Source organism: Paraburkholderia sp. (assembly GCF_036488505.1).
Taxonomy (GTDB): Bacteria; Pseudomonadota; Gammaproteobacteria; order Burkholderiales; family Burkholderiaceae; genus Paraburkholderia.
Map to the genome: position 1 here is coordinate 24,225 of NZ_DASXHN010000456.1, position 17,057 is coordinate 41,281.

Genomic DNA, 17,057 nt, shown 5'->3' on the forward strand with positions numbered 1-17,057 from the left:
AAGGCAGGCGATGCAGCGGTGACTGCAAACGTTTGCCTGCCGGGCGGAGCGTCGTCGCAGCGGGATGTGATGTAGCGACGCTCCGTGGTGAGTAATGTAAGAATGTAGTGCTACTACAGCATCAGTACTTTTACCAATACGCGTGTTTTTATGCGCAATGGGCGGTAATAGCTTTCTTTAAGAAAGGTGTGACTGCAGACAGGCGTCGATTGAATGTGAACTGAGAGCAAAGCGGCAATTTCTATACGGTTTTTTATTCGTCGGTTCAATGAGGAAAAATCTGCGCGCGCGGCGCGACCCGAGTCCTCACTCGACGACGGCCCGAAGAACCGATGATCCACCGCGATTGACAACGAAAAACGGCTCCTCTAGTTTACTGGAAACATCGTCTCCTAAACTGGAACCCATGGACATCAACGCTTTGATCGCACGTCGCGTCAGAGAGCTGCGCGACGCGCAGAACTGGTCGCTCGATGCACTCGCGGAACGCAGCAAGGTCAGCCGCTCGAATATCTCGCTGATCGAACGCGGTCAAAGCAGCCCGACCGCCACCGTGCTCGACAAACTCGCGACCGCACTGAACGTGCCGCTCGCCGCACTGTTCGAGCAGGATGCCGCAGCCGCCGTCGAACAGTCGCCTGTCAGCCGTGCCGCCGATCAGCCCGTGTGGACCGATCCGACTTCCGGTTACGTGCGGCGGCATCTGTCGCCAACCGCGCGCTCAGCGATCCAGTTAGTGGAAGTCGACTTTCCCGCGGGCCAACGCGTGAGCTACGAAACCGGCGCGCGCGACGCGGAGATTCATCAACAAATATGGATGCTCGAAGGCGCAATGGAAATTACCGTTGGCGACAGTAGCTGGCGAGTCAAAACCGGCGACTGTCTCGCGATGCGGCTCGATAGTCCAATTGCCTTCAAAAATCCCACGCGCAAACGCGCGCGCTATCTGGTCGCGCTCACCACGTCGCCCTTCAACGAGCGGAGAAACGGATGATCGATCGGATAACCATACGCCGCATCGGCGCCAACGAAGCATCGTCCCGCGTCGACGCGCTTGCCGACGTGCTGATCGACTGCGTCGAAGGCGGTGCATCGGTGAGCTTCATGCTGCCGCTGTCGCGGGAAAAAGCGCAGAGGTTCTGGCGCGGCGTTGCCGAAGGTGTGGCACGCGGCGAACGTGCGCTGCTGATCGCCGAGGACGGCGATGGAGATATCGTCGGCACTGTGCAGCTGATCACCGCGCAGCCCGAGAACCAGCCGCATCGCGCCGATGTTGCGAAGATGCTGGTGCATAGAAAGGCGCGGCGGCGTGGCGTCGGACACGATCTGATCACGGCGATCGACCGCGTCGCGCGAGAAGAAGACAAGTCGGTTCTCGTGCTCGATACGGTAACGGGCGGCGACGCCGAGCGGCTTTATCAGCGCGCCGGCTGGCAACCAGTGGGCAACGTGCCGAATTACGCGCTGATGCCGGACGGGGAGTTTTGCGGCACGACGTTTTACTGCAAGCAGCTTTAATCGGCTGTGCTGGTCGACTATCTGGTTCGCGCGCCTACCGTCGCGTCCGTAACGCCGCACTGATTCATGCGCGCTCGACGGTATGCGAGGATTCTCCGGCTCACCGTAGCGTCGCGCGTGCCAAAGCCCGCCTTTCCTACGCGCCGAAAATCGGCTGTCCGCGTCGCCTGTATTGACTTTGCGCCGGTCGGCACATTCCGCTCCGACGCACTTTCGCGTGCGTCGACACACCGCGCGGTGATGCCGGAATCCGCATGTTCGATGCGGTTTACGTCCAAGACCCGCCGATTTGCGCTCCCTATACTCATCCGACGATGCCGGGCGCCACGGCGCTCTCCTCTTTGGAAGCAAACCATGTCGACGATCCCCGCGCGCATAGAGCGCCTGCCGTACTCGCGCTTTCATCGCCAACTACTGTGGCTGGGAGGTCTGGGCTACGTGTTCGATGCGATGGACGCCGCCGTGCTCGCGTTCATGCTGCCGGTGCTGCGCGCACAGTGGCATCTGACCAGCGTCCAGACCGGCGTGCTCGCCAGCGGCACGTTCATCGGCTACTTCTTCGGCGCCGCGTTCGCCGGCGTACTCGGTGATGTGATCGGCCGGCGCAAGGTGATGGTGTGGTCGCTGGTCATCTACTGCGTCGCATCGCTCATCAGCGCGACCGCGCAGGATTGGCCGTTCTTCATGGCGATGCGCATCATCGCCGGGGTCGGCACCGGCGGCGAAAGCGCGATCGTCGCGCCATTTCTCTCCGAGTTTTGCGCGCGCAAATATCGCGGCACATTCACCGGCAGCCTGGCGGCGTTCTTCTCGTTCGGCTTCGTCGGCGCCGCGCTACTCGGTTACCTGGTGATCCCGCTGTCGCCCGACGCGTGGCGTCTGGTCTCGGTGATCACCGCGCTGCCGATCGTGATGCTGTTGTGGTGGCGCCGCGCGTTGCCCGAATCGCCGCGCTGGCTCGACAGCCGCGGCCGAACTGCCGAAGCCGCGGTGATCGTCGAGCGGATGGAGGCGGTGGTGCATGCCGCGGGCTTGCCACTGTTGCCGGAGCAAGCGGCCGACGCGACCAGCACCGCCCACATCGCGGGCGCCTCACCGCTGGCCAAACTGAAGGCGCTCTGGTCACGCCAGTTGGCGGGCATCACCGCGATGGCCTGGTTGATGTGGCTGTCGATCACGTTCAGTTACTACGCGTTCTTCACGTGGATTCCCGGCCTGCTGGTGCAAAGCGGCATGACGATCACGCGCAGTTTCTCCTATTCGCTGGTGATGTATCTCGCGCAAATCCCCGGCTACTTCTCGGGCGCATGGCTCAATGAAAAGATCGGCCGGCGCGCAACCATCGTCACGTATATGGCGCTCGGCGGATTGTCCGCGCTAGGGCTCGCGCTCACGCACAGCGATGCCGAAATTCTGATGTCGGGCTTTTTGCTGTCGTTCTTCATGAACGGGACCTACGCGGGCGTCTATGCGTACACGCCCGAAGTGTTCCCGACCGAGGTGCGCGCGACCGGCATGGGCGTGTCGTCGGCAATCGGCCGCCTCGGCGCGATCGCCGCGCCGATCCTGGTGGGCTACCTCTATCCGCGCCTCGGCTTCGCCGGCGTGTTCGGCGGCACGACGCTGATGCTGGCCGTCGGCGCGCTCGCCGTTCTGATCATGGGCGTTCCCACTCGCGGCCGCTCGCTGGAAGAAATCGCCGCGTTGCGCCTGAAACGCTGACCCGCTCAGCGCCGGCGCATCGCGCGCCCGCACCCTGCATCTCGAGGAACAACGTATGGACCGCATCCTGTTCAAGAACGGCGCTTTGCTCGACCCGCTGCAAAAAGCATTGCAGCCTGGCCACAACCTGCTGGTCGAAGGCGACACGATCAAGGAAGTTTCGCAGCAGACGATCGACGCACCCAACGCCCGCGTCATCGATCTCGGCGGCAAGACCATCATGCCGGGCCTGATCGATCTGCATGCGCACATGGTCGCCACGCAGTTCGATTTGCCGAGCCAGGTGAACTTGCCCAACGTATTCGTCACGCTGAAGGCGCTGCCGATCATGCGCGGCATTCTGCGGCGCGGCTTCACGACTGTGCGCGACGCGGGCGGCGCCGGCTTCGCGCTGAAGCAATCGGTCGAAATGGGCCTCGCGCAAGGACCGCGCCTGTTCGTGGCCGGGCGCGCGCTTAGCCAGACCGGCGGCCACGGCGACGGGCGCGCGCGCACGGATTTCATGCCGGGCGACGCGCCGTGCAACTGCTGCGTGCGCGTCGGTGCGTTGAGCCGGGTCGTCGATGGCGTCGACGCACTGCGCCGCGCGGTGCGCGAAGAACTGCAGATGGGCGCCGATCAGATCAAGATCATGGCCTCGGGCGGCGTCGCGTCGCCGACCGATCCAGTCGGCGCACTCGGCTACTCGGAGGATGAGATCCGCGCGGTAGTCGCCGAAGCCGACGCGCGCGGCACTTACGTGATGGCGCACGCGTACACGGCTGAATCGATGCGGCGCGCGGTGCGCTGCGGCGTGCGCACGATCGAGCACGGCAATCTGATCGACGAGCCGACCGCCGCGCTGATGGCCGAGTGCGGCGCCTATGTGGTACCGACACTGGTCGCTTACGAGGCATTGCATATCGAAGGCGTGCGCTTCGGCTTGTCGGCCGAGAGCGCGGCCAAGATCGACATCGTGCGCGAAGCCGGCTTGAAGTCGCTGGAGATTTTCAGAAACGCCGGGGTCAAGATGGGTTTCGGCTCCGATCTGCTCGGCCCGGGCCATCGTATGCAAAGCGACGAGTTTGCGCTTCGCGCGAAGGTGCTGAGCCCCGCCGAGATCATCGGCAGCGCTACCACGATCGGCGCCGAAATTCTCGGCATGACGGGTAAGCTGGGACGCCTCACACCGGGCGCCTTTGCCGACGTGCTGGTGGTCGACGGCGATCCATTCCGCGACTTGAGTTGCCTGATCGGCCAGGGCGAGCATATTCCGCTGGTCATGAAGGGCGGGCGCGTCGAGTTTGACGAATTGCATTAAGCCGGCACGCTCCGCTCCGCCATATAGTTGAAAATTACAACTATATGGTTATAATCCGCGCGTGCCGCCTCGGGCACGCAGCGCACAGCGGAGCAATCCTTCCGTTCGCACTTCCGGACTTTTCAGGCTCGAACTGACCAGCGCGTTGCTAATCAACCGCGCGCGGTCTCGAAGTTGCGCAGGCATCGAAGCGTTGGCATCGATGCTGGAAGCGGAAGTCTCCCAAGCGCCTGGCGCGCGTGAACGCAAACTGCGCGAGCAGTTGCTCGGCAAGTATTCGACCCGTCTCCTGACCAGCGAAGCCGGCGCCCGTCCGATCAACTCCGTAAATCACCGTGAACTCACACGCCGTCTACACCTTTTTCGATCTGATCGGCACGTTCGCGTTCGCGATCAGCGGCGCGGTGGCCGCGCGGCAACGACGGCTCGACCTGTTCGGCATTGCCGCCGTCGCGTTCATGGTTGCGTGCGGCGGCGGCATCGTGCGCGACGTCTGCATCGGCGCGACCCCACCGGCGGGGCTGTCGAACTGGCGCTATCTGGCGACCTCGCTGGCCGCCGCCGCGATCACGATTCTCGCGTACCCGCAGGTGCGCCGGCTGCGTCAGCCGGTGCTGTTGTTCGATGCGATCGGGCTCGGGCTGTTCGCGGTGTCGGGCGCGCAAAAGGCACTTGTATACGGCCACAACGCCGAACTCGCGATTCTGCTCGGCATCGTCAGTGCGGTGGGTGGTGGGGTAATGCGTGACGTGCTGCTGTCGCGGGTGCCCGCGATCCTCGAACGCGAAATCTACGCGTCGGCCGCGCTGTTCGGCGCGTCTGTGCAGGTCGGCTTTTCATACGCGGGCTGGACCGACTGGTGGACGCCCTGGTTCGCGACGCTCGCGTGCGTGATGGTGCGGCTGGCGTCGATGCGTTACGGCTGGCGTCTGCCGGTCTTCCAGGGCAGGCGCGCAGCCGGCAGGCGCGACATCCCGTGACTCGCGCGCAGCCTTTCATTTCGCGGTCTGCGGAATCAGCCGCGGCTTCGTCAAGCTGTACGCGATCTTGCTGAACAACGCGTTCAGACTGTTGGGGCTGCCCGCCGCATTCGAGCAGGTATCTGGCGGCACGCCGGACGTGGGTATCGCGCTGGTCGTATGCGTGGTGCCGCCGCTCAGCTTCGTTGCGCATCGGCGTTGGACTTATCACTGAGCCGGCTCGGACACGCCACCGGCCCGCCGGATCACGCGCCGCGCAACGCCTTCTGACATGCGGCGCAGGCCGCACCCGCCCCGAGCAGGAGCGCCGAATACACGAGACCGCGCGCGAGCCCCGCGCCGTCCGACACCCAGCCGATCACCACGGGCCCCACGATCTGCCCGAACGCGAACACGATCGTGAACGCGCTGATGCCCTTTGCCCAATGCGTGACCGGCAGGTTGTGGCGCACGAACGCGGTCGTCGATGCGACTGCCGACAGGAACGTCGCGCCGAACAGTATCCCCGAGACCAACGCGACCCACGGTTGCGCGAATAGCGCGGGCAGCAACGTCGCGATGGCAAGCAATGCGTTGAGCACCGCGAGCGCCTGGCCGCCGCGCATCCGATCGAGCAACGTCGACCAGATCCGCGCCGACAGCACGGTCGCGACGCCAAGCAGCAGATAGAAGCCCGTCACGACCGCCGCGCTCATGCCCGCGTTGCGCAGCAGCGCAACGATGAACGTCATGTAGCCGATATAGCCGACCCCGAACAGACCATAACCCGCCAGCGCGGCGGCGTAACGCGGCCAGCGCGGCGCGTCGGCACTGACCGTTGCGCGTGCGGCCGATGCGGCGTCCGCATGCGCGCGCTCGATCCTGCGCGCCGCGCCGATCGCGACCGCCGCGAACAGTGCGCAGGCAGCGGCGAGTGCGAACCATGCGAATTGCCAGCCATGCACGGCGTTCACGATCGTCAATGGGACCAGCACCGACGACACGACGATGCCCCAACCGGTGCCGCCGTAATACAGGCCTAGGATCAGCCCCGCATCGTGTGGCCGCGCCGATGCGAGCCGCGCGGCCAGCACGCCGCCGCCGATAAAAATCGCGGCGCTGCTTGCGCCTGTGATCACGCGCAACGCCAGCAGCGAATTCGTATCGGCAATCAGCCCGCTGCACGCCATCAGCAACGCGGTGAGCGCGCAGCCGGCCGCGAACAGCGCACCGGCCGTCCAGCGGCGCGCGAGCTGCGGAAACACCAGCGCGCCGAGCAGGTAGCCGAGCGCATTGGCGGTATTCATCGCGCCGGCCTGCGCGAAGCTCCAGCCGAGATCGAGCTTCATCGACGGCAGAAGCAGTGCGTAAGCAAAGCGCGCAAAACCGAGCGCTACCGCGCTCCCGAGCGATAGCGCGGCCGCCAGCAGCAGCGTCGGCAAGCGTTGCGCCGAATCGGCGGAGGGGGCGCCCGAGGCGGTGTTCAGTGATGAAGACATGAGCGGATGAAGGTGAGAGCGGGAACGCTGCAGGCCGGTTTCGCTTCGGGGATCGATGCGGTTCGATCCGGCAGATCGCCATCATAGCCGGGCGCGCCGTGCGCGGTTGACGGTTAGTTGCTTCATGTGCAACGCGCGCGCAATACGTGACACCGTACGATGATTCCGGGCGGGCGAAGCGGATTCGGCAAGCCGCGAGTCGCGGGGCGCGGCGGCAGGACGTTCGCGGCCGCTAGCTCACGCGCTGGTCAGCCGTCGAGCGCACCGTCGCGCGCGCAACGCATCGCTTCGAGCAAGGTCGCGTGATCGCCGATATGGTTCGCTAGCAGCAAAATCAGCTGTGCATTGGCCGACTGGCTTTGCGCATCGTCGAGGCCACGATGCATGTCGATCAACGCCTCGTAGAAGTCGTCGGCGCGTAAGAGATTGGGTTGGGTGTTCAGTGCCATGCGTGTCTCCTGCCCCGTTCGTCAATGCGCTGCCGGCACCGCATCCGCGCTCGCGCCCGGCTGTGCGCTCGCGGTCACCTTCGCGGCCTCGCGTTGCGCACCGAGCGCACGCGTCAGCGCATGATCGACCGCATCCGCGTCGAGTTGCCGCCAGCGCGCACAGACGTGCTGATCCGGCCGGATCAGATAGAACGTGCCTGGCTTCGCGTCATAGCGAGTACTCGCGAGACCTTCGCTATCGCGCGCGACGCGCATATTCGTGAACGGTTCGGCCGGCGCATCGCCGCTTAGCACCACCACGAGCTTCAGTGGAATCGGCCCCGCTCGCAGCGCATTCAGCGCGGTGCGGGTGGCCTGATCGATGCCGCGCCCGTCGCAGAACAGCACGCCGGTGAACTGCTCGCCAAGCTGGCGCAGCAACCAGGCCGGCTGACCGTCGATGCGCACCGGTGCATCGACGCACACCGCGCCCGGCGCCATCGCGCCGCTGAAGTGCTCGCTGTCGGGCGTATTGAGCGGCGAATCGCACAACACCGCCGGCACCGACAATCGCCCGCTATTGGCCAACTGACGCGCAAACGGATGCTGCCGCGACAGCTTCAGCACGGCATCGCGAAAGACCCGGCTGACCGGGCTCTTCGGCGTGATGAAATCGGTCGAGCGCGTCGAGTTGCGGATGTTTTCGTCGGCGGCGAATTCGCGTTCGCTCGCATACGTGTCGAGCAATGCATCCGGCGCGCTGCCGTCGAGCACCAGCGCCAGTTTCCACGCGAGGTTTTCCGCGTCCTGCACGCCACTATTCGCGCCGCGCGCGCCGAACGGCGATACGCCATGCGCGGCGTCGCCGGCGAACAACACGTTGCCGTGCCGGAAGCGTTCCATCCGCGTACAAGAAAATGTATAGACGCTGACCCATTCGAGTTCGAACTTCGCGTCCGCACCGAGCAATGCGCGCACGCGCGGGATCACCCGCTCGGGTGTTTTTTCGAGCACCGGGTCCGCGTCCCAGCCGAGCTGGAAGTCGATGCGCCACACGTTGTCCGGCTGACGATGCAGCAGCACCGACTGATTCGGATGAAACGGCGGGTCGAACCAGAACCAGCGTTCGGTCGGAAAGTCCGCTTCCATCTTCACGTCGGCGATCAGGAAGCGATCGCGAAACGTCACGCCCTTGCTATCGAGCCCCATCAGCTTGCGCATCGGGCTGCGCGAGCCATCCGCGGCAACCACATAGCGTCCGCGCAACGCATACGTGCCTGCCGGCGTTTCGATGCTCAGCGTGACGCTCGCATCGGCCGCGCCCGGCGTGCCGTTCTGCTGCACGCCAACCACTTTGCTTTTCCAGCGGATTTCGAGATTCGGCAGTTCCTGCGCGCGTTCGAGCAGAAAGCCTTCGACGTAGTACTGCTGCAGATTGATAAACGCCGGCCGGTGATGCCCCGCTTCAGGCTGCAGATTGAACGTATAAACCAGCTCGCTCTTCAGAAACACCTTGCCGACGTTCCAGCTGATGCCCTTATCCACCATCCGCTGAGCACACCCAAGCCGGTCGAAGATATCGAGCGAGCGCTTCGAGAAGCAGATCGCGCGCGACCCGGTGGATAGCGAACAATCGTCGTCGACCAGCACCACCGGTACGCGCTGCTGCGCGAGATCGATCGCGCTCGCGAGGCCCACCGGGCCCGCGCCGACCACGATCACCGGATAGGGCGCCGTTTCCGCGTGCCGCGTGGGTTGCGTTGGCTGCGTGTCACGCTGCGTCTGCTGTTCACGGCACGGCCGGTATTCGAACGACAGCGCCTGGTAGTCGATGCTCATCTCGTGTCTCCGTCGCGCCGCGCTCTGCGTCGCGGCGTCTCGATCTGGTTGCTGTCGCGTCAGGCTTGTAGCGCGGCCCACATCTCCTTGTCGCGCTGCGCGGTCCAGATACGCGGATGCGTGATACCGCTCGCTTCGTCGAATGCGCGCGACACGTCGAACGGCAGACAATGCTCGTAGATGAACACATCGCCGAACTTCGGATCCATCGCCGTGCGCGCGTGCGCCATCGCGGCCTTCAGATCGAGCTTCTGCGCAACCGCTTCACGGCCTGTCTGCAATAGCGTAGTGACGAAATCCTTCGTGTAATCGAGGCCTTTGTCGACGTCGGCCGGCGACGTCAGCGCGGGGCCGCGGCCCGGCACCAGTTTCTCGGCGTTCAGCGCGCGCAGCGCTTCGAGCGTGGCGGGCCATTGCTCGAGCTGCGCGTCGCCGCAATAGCAGGCCGCCTCGTATTCGACGAGGTCGCCGGAGAACAGCACCTTCTGCGATGGCAGCCACACGATCGTGTCGCCTTTCGTATGACCTGCGCCTAGATGCGCGATGCGCACTTCGAGCTTGCCGAGAAACAGCGTGATTTCCTTATCGAATACGAGGGTCGGCCACGTGAGCCCCGGCACCGTTTCGACGCCTGCGAACAGACGCGGAAAGCGCTCGATCTCCGACTTCATATCGGCTTCGCCGCGCTCGACGATCATCTCGTACGTGCCACGGCTCGCGATGATCTGCTGTGCGCCCTCGGCGAAATAGGCGGACGCGCCGAGCACGCGCACCGCGTGGTAGTGCGACAGCACCACGTATTTGATCGGTTTGTCGGTCACGCTGCGAATTTTCGCGATCAGATCCTGCGCCATGGCCGGCGTCGCGGTGGTGTCGACGATCAACACACCGTCGTCGCCGATGATCACGCCCGAGTTCGGATCGCCCTCGGCGGTGTACGCGTACGCGTTCTCGGACAGCTGGGTCCACGTGACTTTTTTCGCTTCGAGGTCGGCCTGCGATGCAAATGCCTTTGCCATGCTTGTCTCCGTCAGAAGTTGGACGAGGGCGAGACGGCCTGCTGCATCGGCCGGAAGACCGGCGGGGCCAGCGGTATGGGAGGGTTGTCTCGCCCCGTTTTGTCGATTGATCACCGCGTTCGTCGCGCGATGCGTCGGGGTAGAGGCATGGTATGGCCGGCTGGTTTTATTTGCCAATAGCGAATAGTATCGCTATTGGCAAATAACGTTGGCAGTCAGCTGTGGGCTTCGCACTTGCCCTCCTTGCCCGGCAACGGTTTGGAGCAAGCGTCATCATTCGATAACATGGACCGCTTTTTACGGACGAGTGCAGGGTGAGCAAAGCGATGAAATCGGCGGCCAGCGCAGGCACCACCACGATTGCGGGTACCACGAAAGGCAAACGTGCGGACCGCGATAGCCGCAACACGGCTGCGGAAACCAGCAAGCCGCAGCGCGGCATTCAAAGCGTCGAGGTCAGCGGCCGCGTACTCCTGGCGCTCGCCGGCGCGCGCGCGCCGCTCGCGCTGTCCGATCTCGCAAGCGCCGCGCAGATCGCGCCGGGGCAAGCGCATGCGTATCTGGTGAGCCTGAGCCGCTTAGGCCTGATCAAGCGCGACGAACTGTCGGGCCGCTACGAGCCGGGGCCGCTCGCGCTGCGGCTCGGTTTGCAGCGCCTCGAAAACCAGCCGGCGTTTCGCGCCGCCGTGCCGCGCGTCGCGGCGCTCGCCGAGGCGATCGGCTTTAGCGTCGCGATCTGTATTGCCGGGCCGCAAGGCCCGACCATCGTCCGCTATGAGCACGCGGGGTTTCCGCTGCACGTCAATCTGCATGTCGGCACGGTGATGTCGCTGCCGGCGACATCGACGGGGCGTGTGTTTTGCGCGTATCTGCCGCGCGACGTGCTCGACGCGATGTGGGTGAATCAGTCGGGCGCGGCCGGCAACGCGATGACGGCGCGCGCCGAACGCGCGGCCTTCGATGCGACACTCGCGCGCATCCGCGCGCAAGGGCTCGAAAGCAGCATCGATGCGCCGAGTCCTGGTATCAGCAGCCTCAGCGCGCCGGTGCTCGATAGCGAAGCGCGCCTCGCATTCGCGCTAACGGTGATCGGGCCCACCGGTGCAATCGATGTCGATCCCGAAGGGCCGAGCGCGCGTGCGCTGCTAAATACCGCGCGCGACATCGCCGCCGAACTCGCAGTCGGTCCCGCCGTCCTTGTACCCTCGATGTAGCGTGTTTCCGACCGTGACCGACACCGCCAATCTCCCCGCCGATTCCGCCGACACGAAGCCGCAGCGCGGTATTCAATCGCTCGACAACACCGGCGAACTGCTGACGGCGCTGGTCGCCGCCGCGCGTCCGCTCAACCTCCGCGATCTCGCGGCCGCGGCCGGCATGCCGCCCGCGAAGGCGTTCCCGCATCTGGTGAGTCTGCTGAAGATCGGCCTGCTGAGCCGCGATGCGTCCGGCTGCTTCGAAGCAGGCCCACTCGCGCTCGAACTGGGTTTGATCGGCTTGCAGCGCCTGTCGCCGACCCGCGAGGCCGAGCCCGAAGTCATCAATCTCGCGGCATCGACGGCAATGAGCGTCGCGATGGCGGTGCTGGGTCCGCTCGGGCCGACCGTCGTGCGTCTGGAAGAATCGCCGCGGCCGTTGCATGTGAGTTTGCGCGTCGGCACCGTGCTGTCGCTCGTGAATACGGCGATCGGCCGCGTGTTCGCCGCGTATGTCGCCGACGACGTACGCGCGGGTCTGCTCGCGCAGGATTCCGTGCGGCTCGCGGGTGCCAGTGGCGCCGATATCGCCGCGCAAAAAAAGGCCTACGCGCAACGGCTCGGGCGGATTCGCACGGACGGAATCGATACCGCGTTGAGCAAACCGGTCCCGGGCATCAGCACGCTCGCCGCGCCCGTGTTCGATCACACGGGCAGCATCTGCATCGTGCTTGCGTTGATGGGACCCAGCGGCAGCTTCGATTGCGAAGCATCAGGCGAGCCCGCACGAACATTGCGCTCGGCGAGCTCCAGATTGTCGCGTCGATTCGGATGGATGACGCCGGCAAGCGTCGCGCAAAACAGCGATACGTAGCGGCGTTTTCCGATGTTTCGACGGTTTAAAGGTTTCGTCGAACGCGACGCGGCAAGTCCGCACTGAATGAAACGCAGCGGCAAGAACCCTATCTGCCTGCCCCTTCCGGTTCATGTGAACCGAGCCGCGCCTTCGCGTGCCGCATCTTCTCCAGCGTCTTCGGCGCAGCCTTCAACGCGACGCCGATTGCGAGCGCATCCATGATGCACAAATGCACGAGCCGAGATACGCCCGGCGTATTCGGATCGATCGGGCTCGGCACGCGCAGCAGCAACGCAATATCGACGAGCCACGCGAGCCGCGAACCCACATTGGTCAGCGCAATCGTCGTCGCGCCGCGCTCTTTCGCGATCTGCATGCTCTCGTTCACTTCGACGCTGCGTCCTGAATGCGAGATCGCGAACGCGACGTCGCCGGGCTCCATCAGGCCCGCGTAAAGCCGCTGCAAATGCCCGTCGGTGAAAGCTGCCGCCGCGATATCGATGCGCAGAAAGCGCAGCGCCGCGTCCTGCGCGACCAGACCCGAGCCCGACCCCACCCCGAAGAAAAACACTCGCCGCGCGCTGGAAAGCGCGGCAATCGCGCTCTCGACCACCGCCGGATCGAGCGCGCCGCGCGCATGCGTGATGCCGTCGATCGCGGCCTCGCCGACCTTGTCCATCAGGGTCTGCATGTCGTCGTCGCGCGCGACCGCGGTCGACGCGTACGGCAGTGCGCCCGCGACGCTCTGCGCAAGCTGCATCTTGAAATCGCGCAGACCATGCGCGCCGATTGCGCGGCAAAAACGCGTGACGGAAGGCTCGGACACGTCGGCGCGCTGCGCGAGTTCGGTGATGCTCGCGCGCATCGCGAAGTCGACGTCGGCCAGCACCATGTCGGCGACCTTGCGCTCGGCCGGCCGCAAACTGGTGAGTGCGCTGCGGATATGGGGAATCAAGTTCGGTGCGGACACCCGGTGTTCCTTAGGGCCTGTTTACATAGGGAAGCGGCGTCGCGCGCAGTTCGGTCGGCTTCGATCGGCTCCGATCGTTTGACCAGGCCTCTAGCGCCAACTTGCGATTCAGACCAGTCTGCGTCCACTCTCCGTATCGAACAGATGAATGTGTTCGGCCGGCAAACGCAGCGCGACACGCTGAGCGGGCTCGACCTTCGAGCGCTCGCGCGTCGTCACGCACCACGCGGAACCGCCGATTTTCCCGTACAAATGCGTCTCCGCGCCAGTCGGCTCGATCACTTCGACATCCAGCGCGGCATCCGGTGTCTGCGCGGTCAGCTCGATATGCTCGGGCCGCACGCCAAGCGTGACCTTCGCGCCGGGCGCCGCCGACGCGGGCGCGCGTTCGAGCGCGATCTGCCCGCCGTCCGCGACCTCGAGCGCCAGCCCCTGGCCTTGCTTGCGATCGACGATCACGCCCTCGGCGAAATTCATCGACGGCGAACCCAGAAAGCTCGCGACGAACAGGTTGGCCGGACGGTCGTATAGTTCGAGCGGCCGGCCGATTTGCTCGATACGCCCCGCGTTCATCACGACGATGCGATCGGCCATCGTCATCGCTTCGATCTGATCGTGCGTGACGTAGATCACCGTATTCTTCAGACGCTGATGCAGCGCCTTGATTTCAGTGCGCATCTGCACGCGCAGCTTCGCGTCGAGATTCGACAGCGGTTCGTCGAACAGGAACAGCGACGGTTCGCGCACCACCGCGCGTCCCATCGCGACGCGCTGCCGCTGGCCACCGGACAGCGCGCGCGGCAGCCGGTCCAGATAGCCGCCGAGGTTCAGCATCTTCGCGGCGGCGTCGATCCGCGGCCTGAAGCTCGACGGCGCTTCCTTGCGAATGCGCGGGCCGAACGCGATGTTCTCGTAGACCGACAGATGCGGATACAGCGCATAGCTCTGAAACACCATCGAGATATTGCGCTGCTGCGGCGCAAGCGTATTCGCGCGCGTGCCGCCGATCATCAGATCGCCGCCGCTGATCTCTTCGAGCCCGGCCACCATCCGCATCAGCGTGCTCTTGCCGCAGCCGGACGGCCCGACCAGCACGACGAACTCGCCGTCGTCGATGTCGAGGTCGATGCCGTGCACGACCTCGGTGTCGCCATAGCGTTTGAAGATGCCGCTCAGTTGCACTGCTGCCATGCTGTCCTCATTGCATTTGTTGCTGCTTGTCGTGTTGCTGTATGCGGTGTTGCTGTATGCGGTGTTGCTGCATGTGGTGTTGCGTTCGCTGCCGCGGGCGCCGTGGTTCCCGTTGCGGCTCAGAACGATTCGAGTGTCAGCTCCTGCGCCATCAGCCGATTGCCGGCCATCAGGCCGCCATCCACCGGCAAGGAGACGCCGGTGATCACACGCGCCATCGGCGACGCGAGAAACAGCACCGCGTCGGCGATATCGTCGGGCGTCGCAAAGTCGCGCAATGGGTACCACTTCTTCAGATCCTCGAACACCTGCGGATTCTTATCGACGCGCGCCTGCCACGCCTGCGTCTTCACGGTGCCCGGACACACGATGTTCGCGCGAATGCCGTAGCGGCCCAACTCGATCGCCAGCGCCTTCGTATAGCTGATCAGGCCGGCCTTGGCCGCGCTATACGCGGGATGCCCGAGCGCAGCCAGCCCGTTCACCGAGCCGATCAGCACCAGCGCGCCGCGCTGGCGTTCGATCATCGACGCGCGCACCGCTTCGACCGTGTGATACGTGCCGTTCAGATTCAGATGGATGTCGCGCTGCCAGCTGGCGGCGTCGGTGGTCGCGAGCGTCGTGCCGAAAGCCGCGCCCGCGTTCGCAACCAGCACATCCACCGGCCCGCGCGCGGCGACCGCAGTGGCGACCGCCTGCTGCACCGCGGCGGCGTCAGCGAGATCGGCCGCAACCGGCGTGACTCGCGCCGCGCCCAGTTGCGCGGTCAACGTCTGCAATGCCGCTGCATCGATGTCCAGCGCGAGCACCGTGTCGCCCTCGTCCACGAAGCGCTTGCACAACACGCTGCCGATGCCGCCGCACGCGCCCGTTACCAACACCACACGATTCATGTGAGCCTCGCTAATCCGCCTGCCCGTGATTGCCTGCCGCGCGCGTGATCGGCGCCTGCTTTTTGCGTGCGCCGTGGCCATTCCGCCCGCGGCGGGCCGCTGGACGGCAAGTTCGCTGTAAGTTTCTTACAGACGCGATCACCGTCAAATCTCAGAAATCCCGAAGAGTGGGTTTTGTGCATGACTGCATCGCAGAATAACCTATGCGTTACAGCATCTTATGCATAAAACCCGCCGAGAAGAAATATCGCAGACCCTACGTGACAAGCAATTTTGCGTCCTGTAGGATTTTTTCAAACAATCAACCCAAGGCGGCCGGCGACGGCGGCAAACCCCCACAGGAGAGAGAGAAATGTCGTTGCATGCCCGTGCTTCCCTCGCGCTCGGCAAAGTCGCCGTGGCGCTCGCGTTTGCAGGTATCGCCGTGTCGGCCCACGCCGAAACGGTGCGCGTCACCGTCGCCCACTACAGCGACGCCACCGCCCCCTACTTCGAAAAAATGGCCCGCAACTTCGAGAAGGCCAACCCCGGTACCACGATCAAGATCGAAGACGTGAACTGGGACACGCTGCAACAGAAGCTGCAAACGGATATTTCCGGGGGCGCCAACGCCGACCTCGCGATCGTCGGCACGCGCTGGCTGCTCGACTTCGTGAAGGACGACGTCGCCGAGCCGCTCGACGGCTATATGGACGCGAGCTTCAAGGCTCGCTTTATCGCCCCGTTCCTCGCGCCCGGTCAGATCAACGGCAAGACCTACGGTCTGCCGATCGCCGCTTCCGCCCGCGCGTTGTACTACAACAAGGACCTGCTCGCGAAGGTCGGCTACCCGGACGGCCCGAAAACGTGGAGCGACGTGATCGACGCGTCGAAGAAACTGAAGGCTCAGGGCGTCGCCGGTTTCGGTCTGCAAGGCAAGGAAATCGAAACCGACGTCTACTATTACTACGCACTGTGGACGCTGGGCGGCGACGTGATCGGCAAGGACGGCAAGGCCGCGTTCAATTCGCCGGCCGGCGTGAAAGCCGCGACCATGTACAAGCAGATGATCGACGAAGGCCTCACGCAACCGGGCGTAACCGGCTACAGCCGCGAAGACGTGCAGAATCTGTTCAAGCAGGGCCGCGTCGCGATGGTGATTTCGGCACCGTTCCTCGCCAAGCAGATCAAGAAGGAAGCGCCGAACCTCAAGTACGGGATCGATCCGGTGCCGATGGGAACGGCGCACGCAACCTATGCGGTCACCGATTCGATCGTGATGTTCAAGAACTCGAAGGTGAAGAAGACCGCATGGAAGTTCCTCGACTATCTGTTCACGAAAGAACCGCGCGTCGAGTTCACGACGACCGAAGGCTTCCTGCCGACCACCAAGGCGGAAGCGACGGATCCGGCCTTCAACGATCCGGACACCAAGGCATTTATCGCGTTGTTGCCGACCGCTCACTTCGCGCCGACCGTGACGGGCTGGGAAGACACCGCGAAGGCCGTGACCGACGCAATGCAGTCGATCTACCTGGACAAGGCGAAGCCGGCTGACGCATTGACTGCAGCCGCCGCGCAAGCGAACAAGTCGCTCGGCCATTGACCGCCCGGTGTTCCTGTAGTGATCTCGCAGTGATTTGCTGAACACGGAACGCGCGCCGCCGTGGCGAAGGCGGCGCGCGTTT

Annotated in this window: 16 protein-coding genes; 9 read left to right on the plus strand and 7 right to left on the minus strand. The window is 64.6% G+C overall.

Going from position 1 to position 17,057, the window contains the following annotated elements:
• Positions 1-406: 406 nt before the first annotated feature.
• The 6 genes from VGH68_RS26350 (at position 407) to VGH68_RS26375 (ending at position 5,734) form a co-directional block, all read left to right on the plus strand.
• On the plus strand, positions 407-994 hold the full coding sequence (locus tag VGH68_RS26350) for an XRE family transcriptional regulator (RefSeq protein ID WP_331606652.1): 588 nt from the start codon (positions 407-409) through the stop codon (positions 992-994).
• The gene (locus VGH68_RS26355) at positions 991-1,518 is read left to right on the plus strand and encodes a GNAT family N-acetyltransferase (RefSeq protein ID WP_331606653.1); all 528 of its coding nucleotides are present in this window, start codon (positions 991-993) and stop codon (positions 1,516-1,518) included. Before VGH68_RS26350 ends, VGH68_RS26355 begins: the two co-directional genes overlap by 4 nt.
• A 354-nt stretch (positions 1,519-1,872) precedes the next feature.
• On the plus strand, positions 1,873-3,240 hold the full coding sequence (locus tag VGH68_RS26360) for an MFS transporter (protein WP_331606654.1): 1,368 nt from the start codon (positions 1,873-1,875) through the stop codon (positions 3,238-3,240).
• 55 nt (positions 3,241-3,295) lie between these two features.
• Positions 3,296-4,540, plus strand: a complete 1,245-nt coding sequence (locus tag VGH68_RS26365; RefSeq protein WP_331606655.1) for an amidohydrolase family protein — start codon at positions 3,296-3,298, stop codon at positions 4,538-4,540.
• A gap of 335 nt (positions 4,541-4,875) precedes the next feature.
• Positions 4,876-5,520 carry a trimeric intracellular cation channel family protein gene (locus VGH68_RS26370; RefSeq protein ID WP_331606656.1) on the plus strand — a complete coding sequence of 215 codons (645 nt, stop codon included), beginning with the start codon at positions 4,876-4,878 and terminating at the stop codon, positions 5,518-5,520.
• Between the two features lie 67 nt (positions 5,521-5,587).
• Positions 5,588-5,734, plus strand: coding sequence for a hypothetical protein (locus VGH68_RS26375; protein ID WP_331606657.1), 147 nt, complete (start codon positions 5,588-5,590; stop codon positions 5,732-5,734).
• A gap of 31 nt (positions 5,735-5,765) precedes the next feature.
• Here VGH68_RS26375 and VGH68_RS26380 read toward each other — a convergent pair whose 3' ends face one another.
• The 4 genes from VGH68_RS26380 to VGH68_RS26395 form a co-directional block, all read right to left on the minus strand.
• Positions 5,766-6,998: a YbfB/YjiJ family MFS transporter gene (locus VGH68_RS26380; protein WP_331606658.1), complete on the minus strand. Its 1,233-nt coding sequence runs from the start codon at positions 6,996-6,998 to the stop codon at positions 5,766-5,768.
• Positions 6,999-7,246: 248 nt separating this feature from the next.
• Positions 7,247-7,447, minus strand: coding sequence for a DUF2783 domain-containing protein (locus tag VGH68_RS26385; RefSeq protein WP_331606659.1), 201 nt, complete (start codon positions 7,445-7,447; stop codon positions 7,247-7,249).
• A 21-nt stretch (positions 7,448-7,468) separates the two neighbouring features.
• Positions 7,469-9,265: an FAD-dependent oxidoreductase gene (locus VGH68_RS26390; RefSeq protein WP_331606660.1), complete on the minus strand. Its 1,797-nt coding sequence runs from the start codon at positions 9,263-9,265 to the stop codon at positions 7,469-7,471.
• A 59-nt stretch (positions 9,266-9,324) separates the two neighbouring features.
• Positions 9,325-10,284 carry an MBL fold metallo-hydrolase gene (locus tag VGH68_RS26395; protein WP_331606661.1) on the minus strand — a complete coding sequence of 320 codons (960 nt, stop codon included), beginning with the start codon at positions 10,282-10,284 and terminating at the stop codon, positions 9,325-9,327.
• Between the two features lie 326 nt (positions 10,285-10,610).
• Here VGH68_RS26395 and VGH68_RS26400 point away from each other — a divergent pair, with 326 nt between their 5' ends.
• Both VGH68_RS26400 and VGH68_RS26405 read left to right on the plus strand, forming a co-directional pair.
• On the plus strand, positions 10,611-11,498 hold the full coding sequence (locus tag VGH68_RS26400; RefSeq protein WP_414696994.1) for an IclR family transcriptional regulator: 888 nt from the start codon (positions 10,611-10,613) through the stop codon (positions 11,496-11,498).
• 1 nt (position 11,499) lies between these two features.
• On the plus strand, positions 11,500-12,354 hold the full coding sequence (locus VGH68_RS26405; protein WP_331606664.1) for an IclR family transcriptional regulator: 855 nt from the start codon (positions 11,500-11,502) through the stop codon (positions 12,352-12,354).
• 88 nt (positions 12,355-12,442) lie between these two features.
• On the opposite strand, the gene VGH68_RS26410 is transcribed toward VGH68_RS26405, so the two are convergent.
• The 3 genes from VGH68_RS26410 to VGH68_RS26420 form a co-directional block, all read right to left on the minus strand.
• Positions 12,443-13,306 carry a MurR/RpiR family transcriptional regulator gene (locus VGH68_RS26410; protein WP_331606665.1) on the minus strand — a complete coding sequence of 288 codons (864 nt, stop codon included), beginning with the start codon at positions 13,304-13,306 and terminating at the stop codon, positions 12,443-12,445.
• A 108-nt stretch (positions 13,307-13,414) separates the two neighbouring features.
• Positions 13,415-14,497, minus strand: coding sequence for a sn-glycerol-3-phosphate ABC transporter ATP-binding protein UgpC (locus tag VGH68_RS26415; RefSeq protein WP_331606666.1), 1,083 nt, complete (start codon positions 14,495-14,497; stop codon positions 13,415-13,417).
• A 119-nt stretch (positions 14,498-14,616) separates the two neighbouring features.
• Complete coding sequence (locus tag VGH68_RS26420) at positions 14,617-15,390, minus strand: SDR family oxidoreductase (RefSeq protein ID WP_331606667.1); 774 nt, start codon at positions 15,388-15,390, stop codon at positions 14,617-14,619.
• 352 nt (positions 15,391-15,742) lie between these two features.
• On the opposite strand from VGH68_RS26420, the gene VGH68_RS26425 reads away from it, so the two are divergent.
• Entirely contained in the window at positions 15,743-16,975 is a 1,233-nt protein-coding gene (locus VGH68_RS26425; protein WP_331606668.1) for a sugar ABC transporter substrate-binding protein, read from the plus strand.
• Positions 16,976-17,057: the final 82 nt, after the last annotated feature.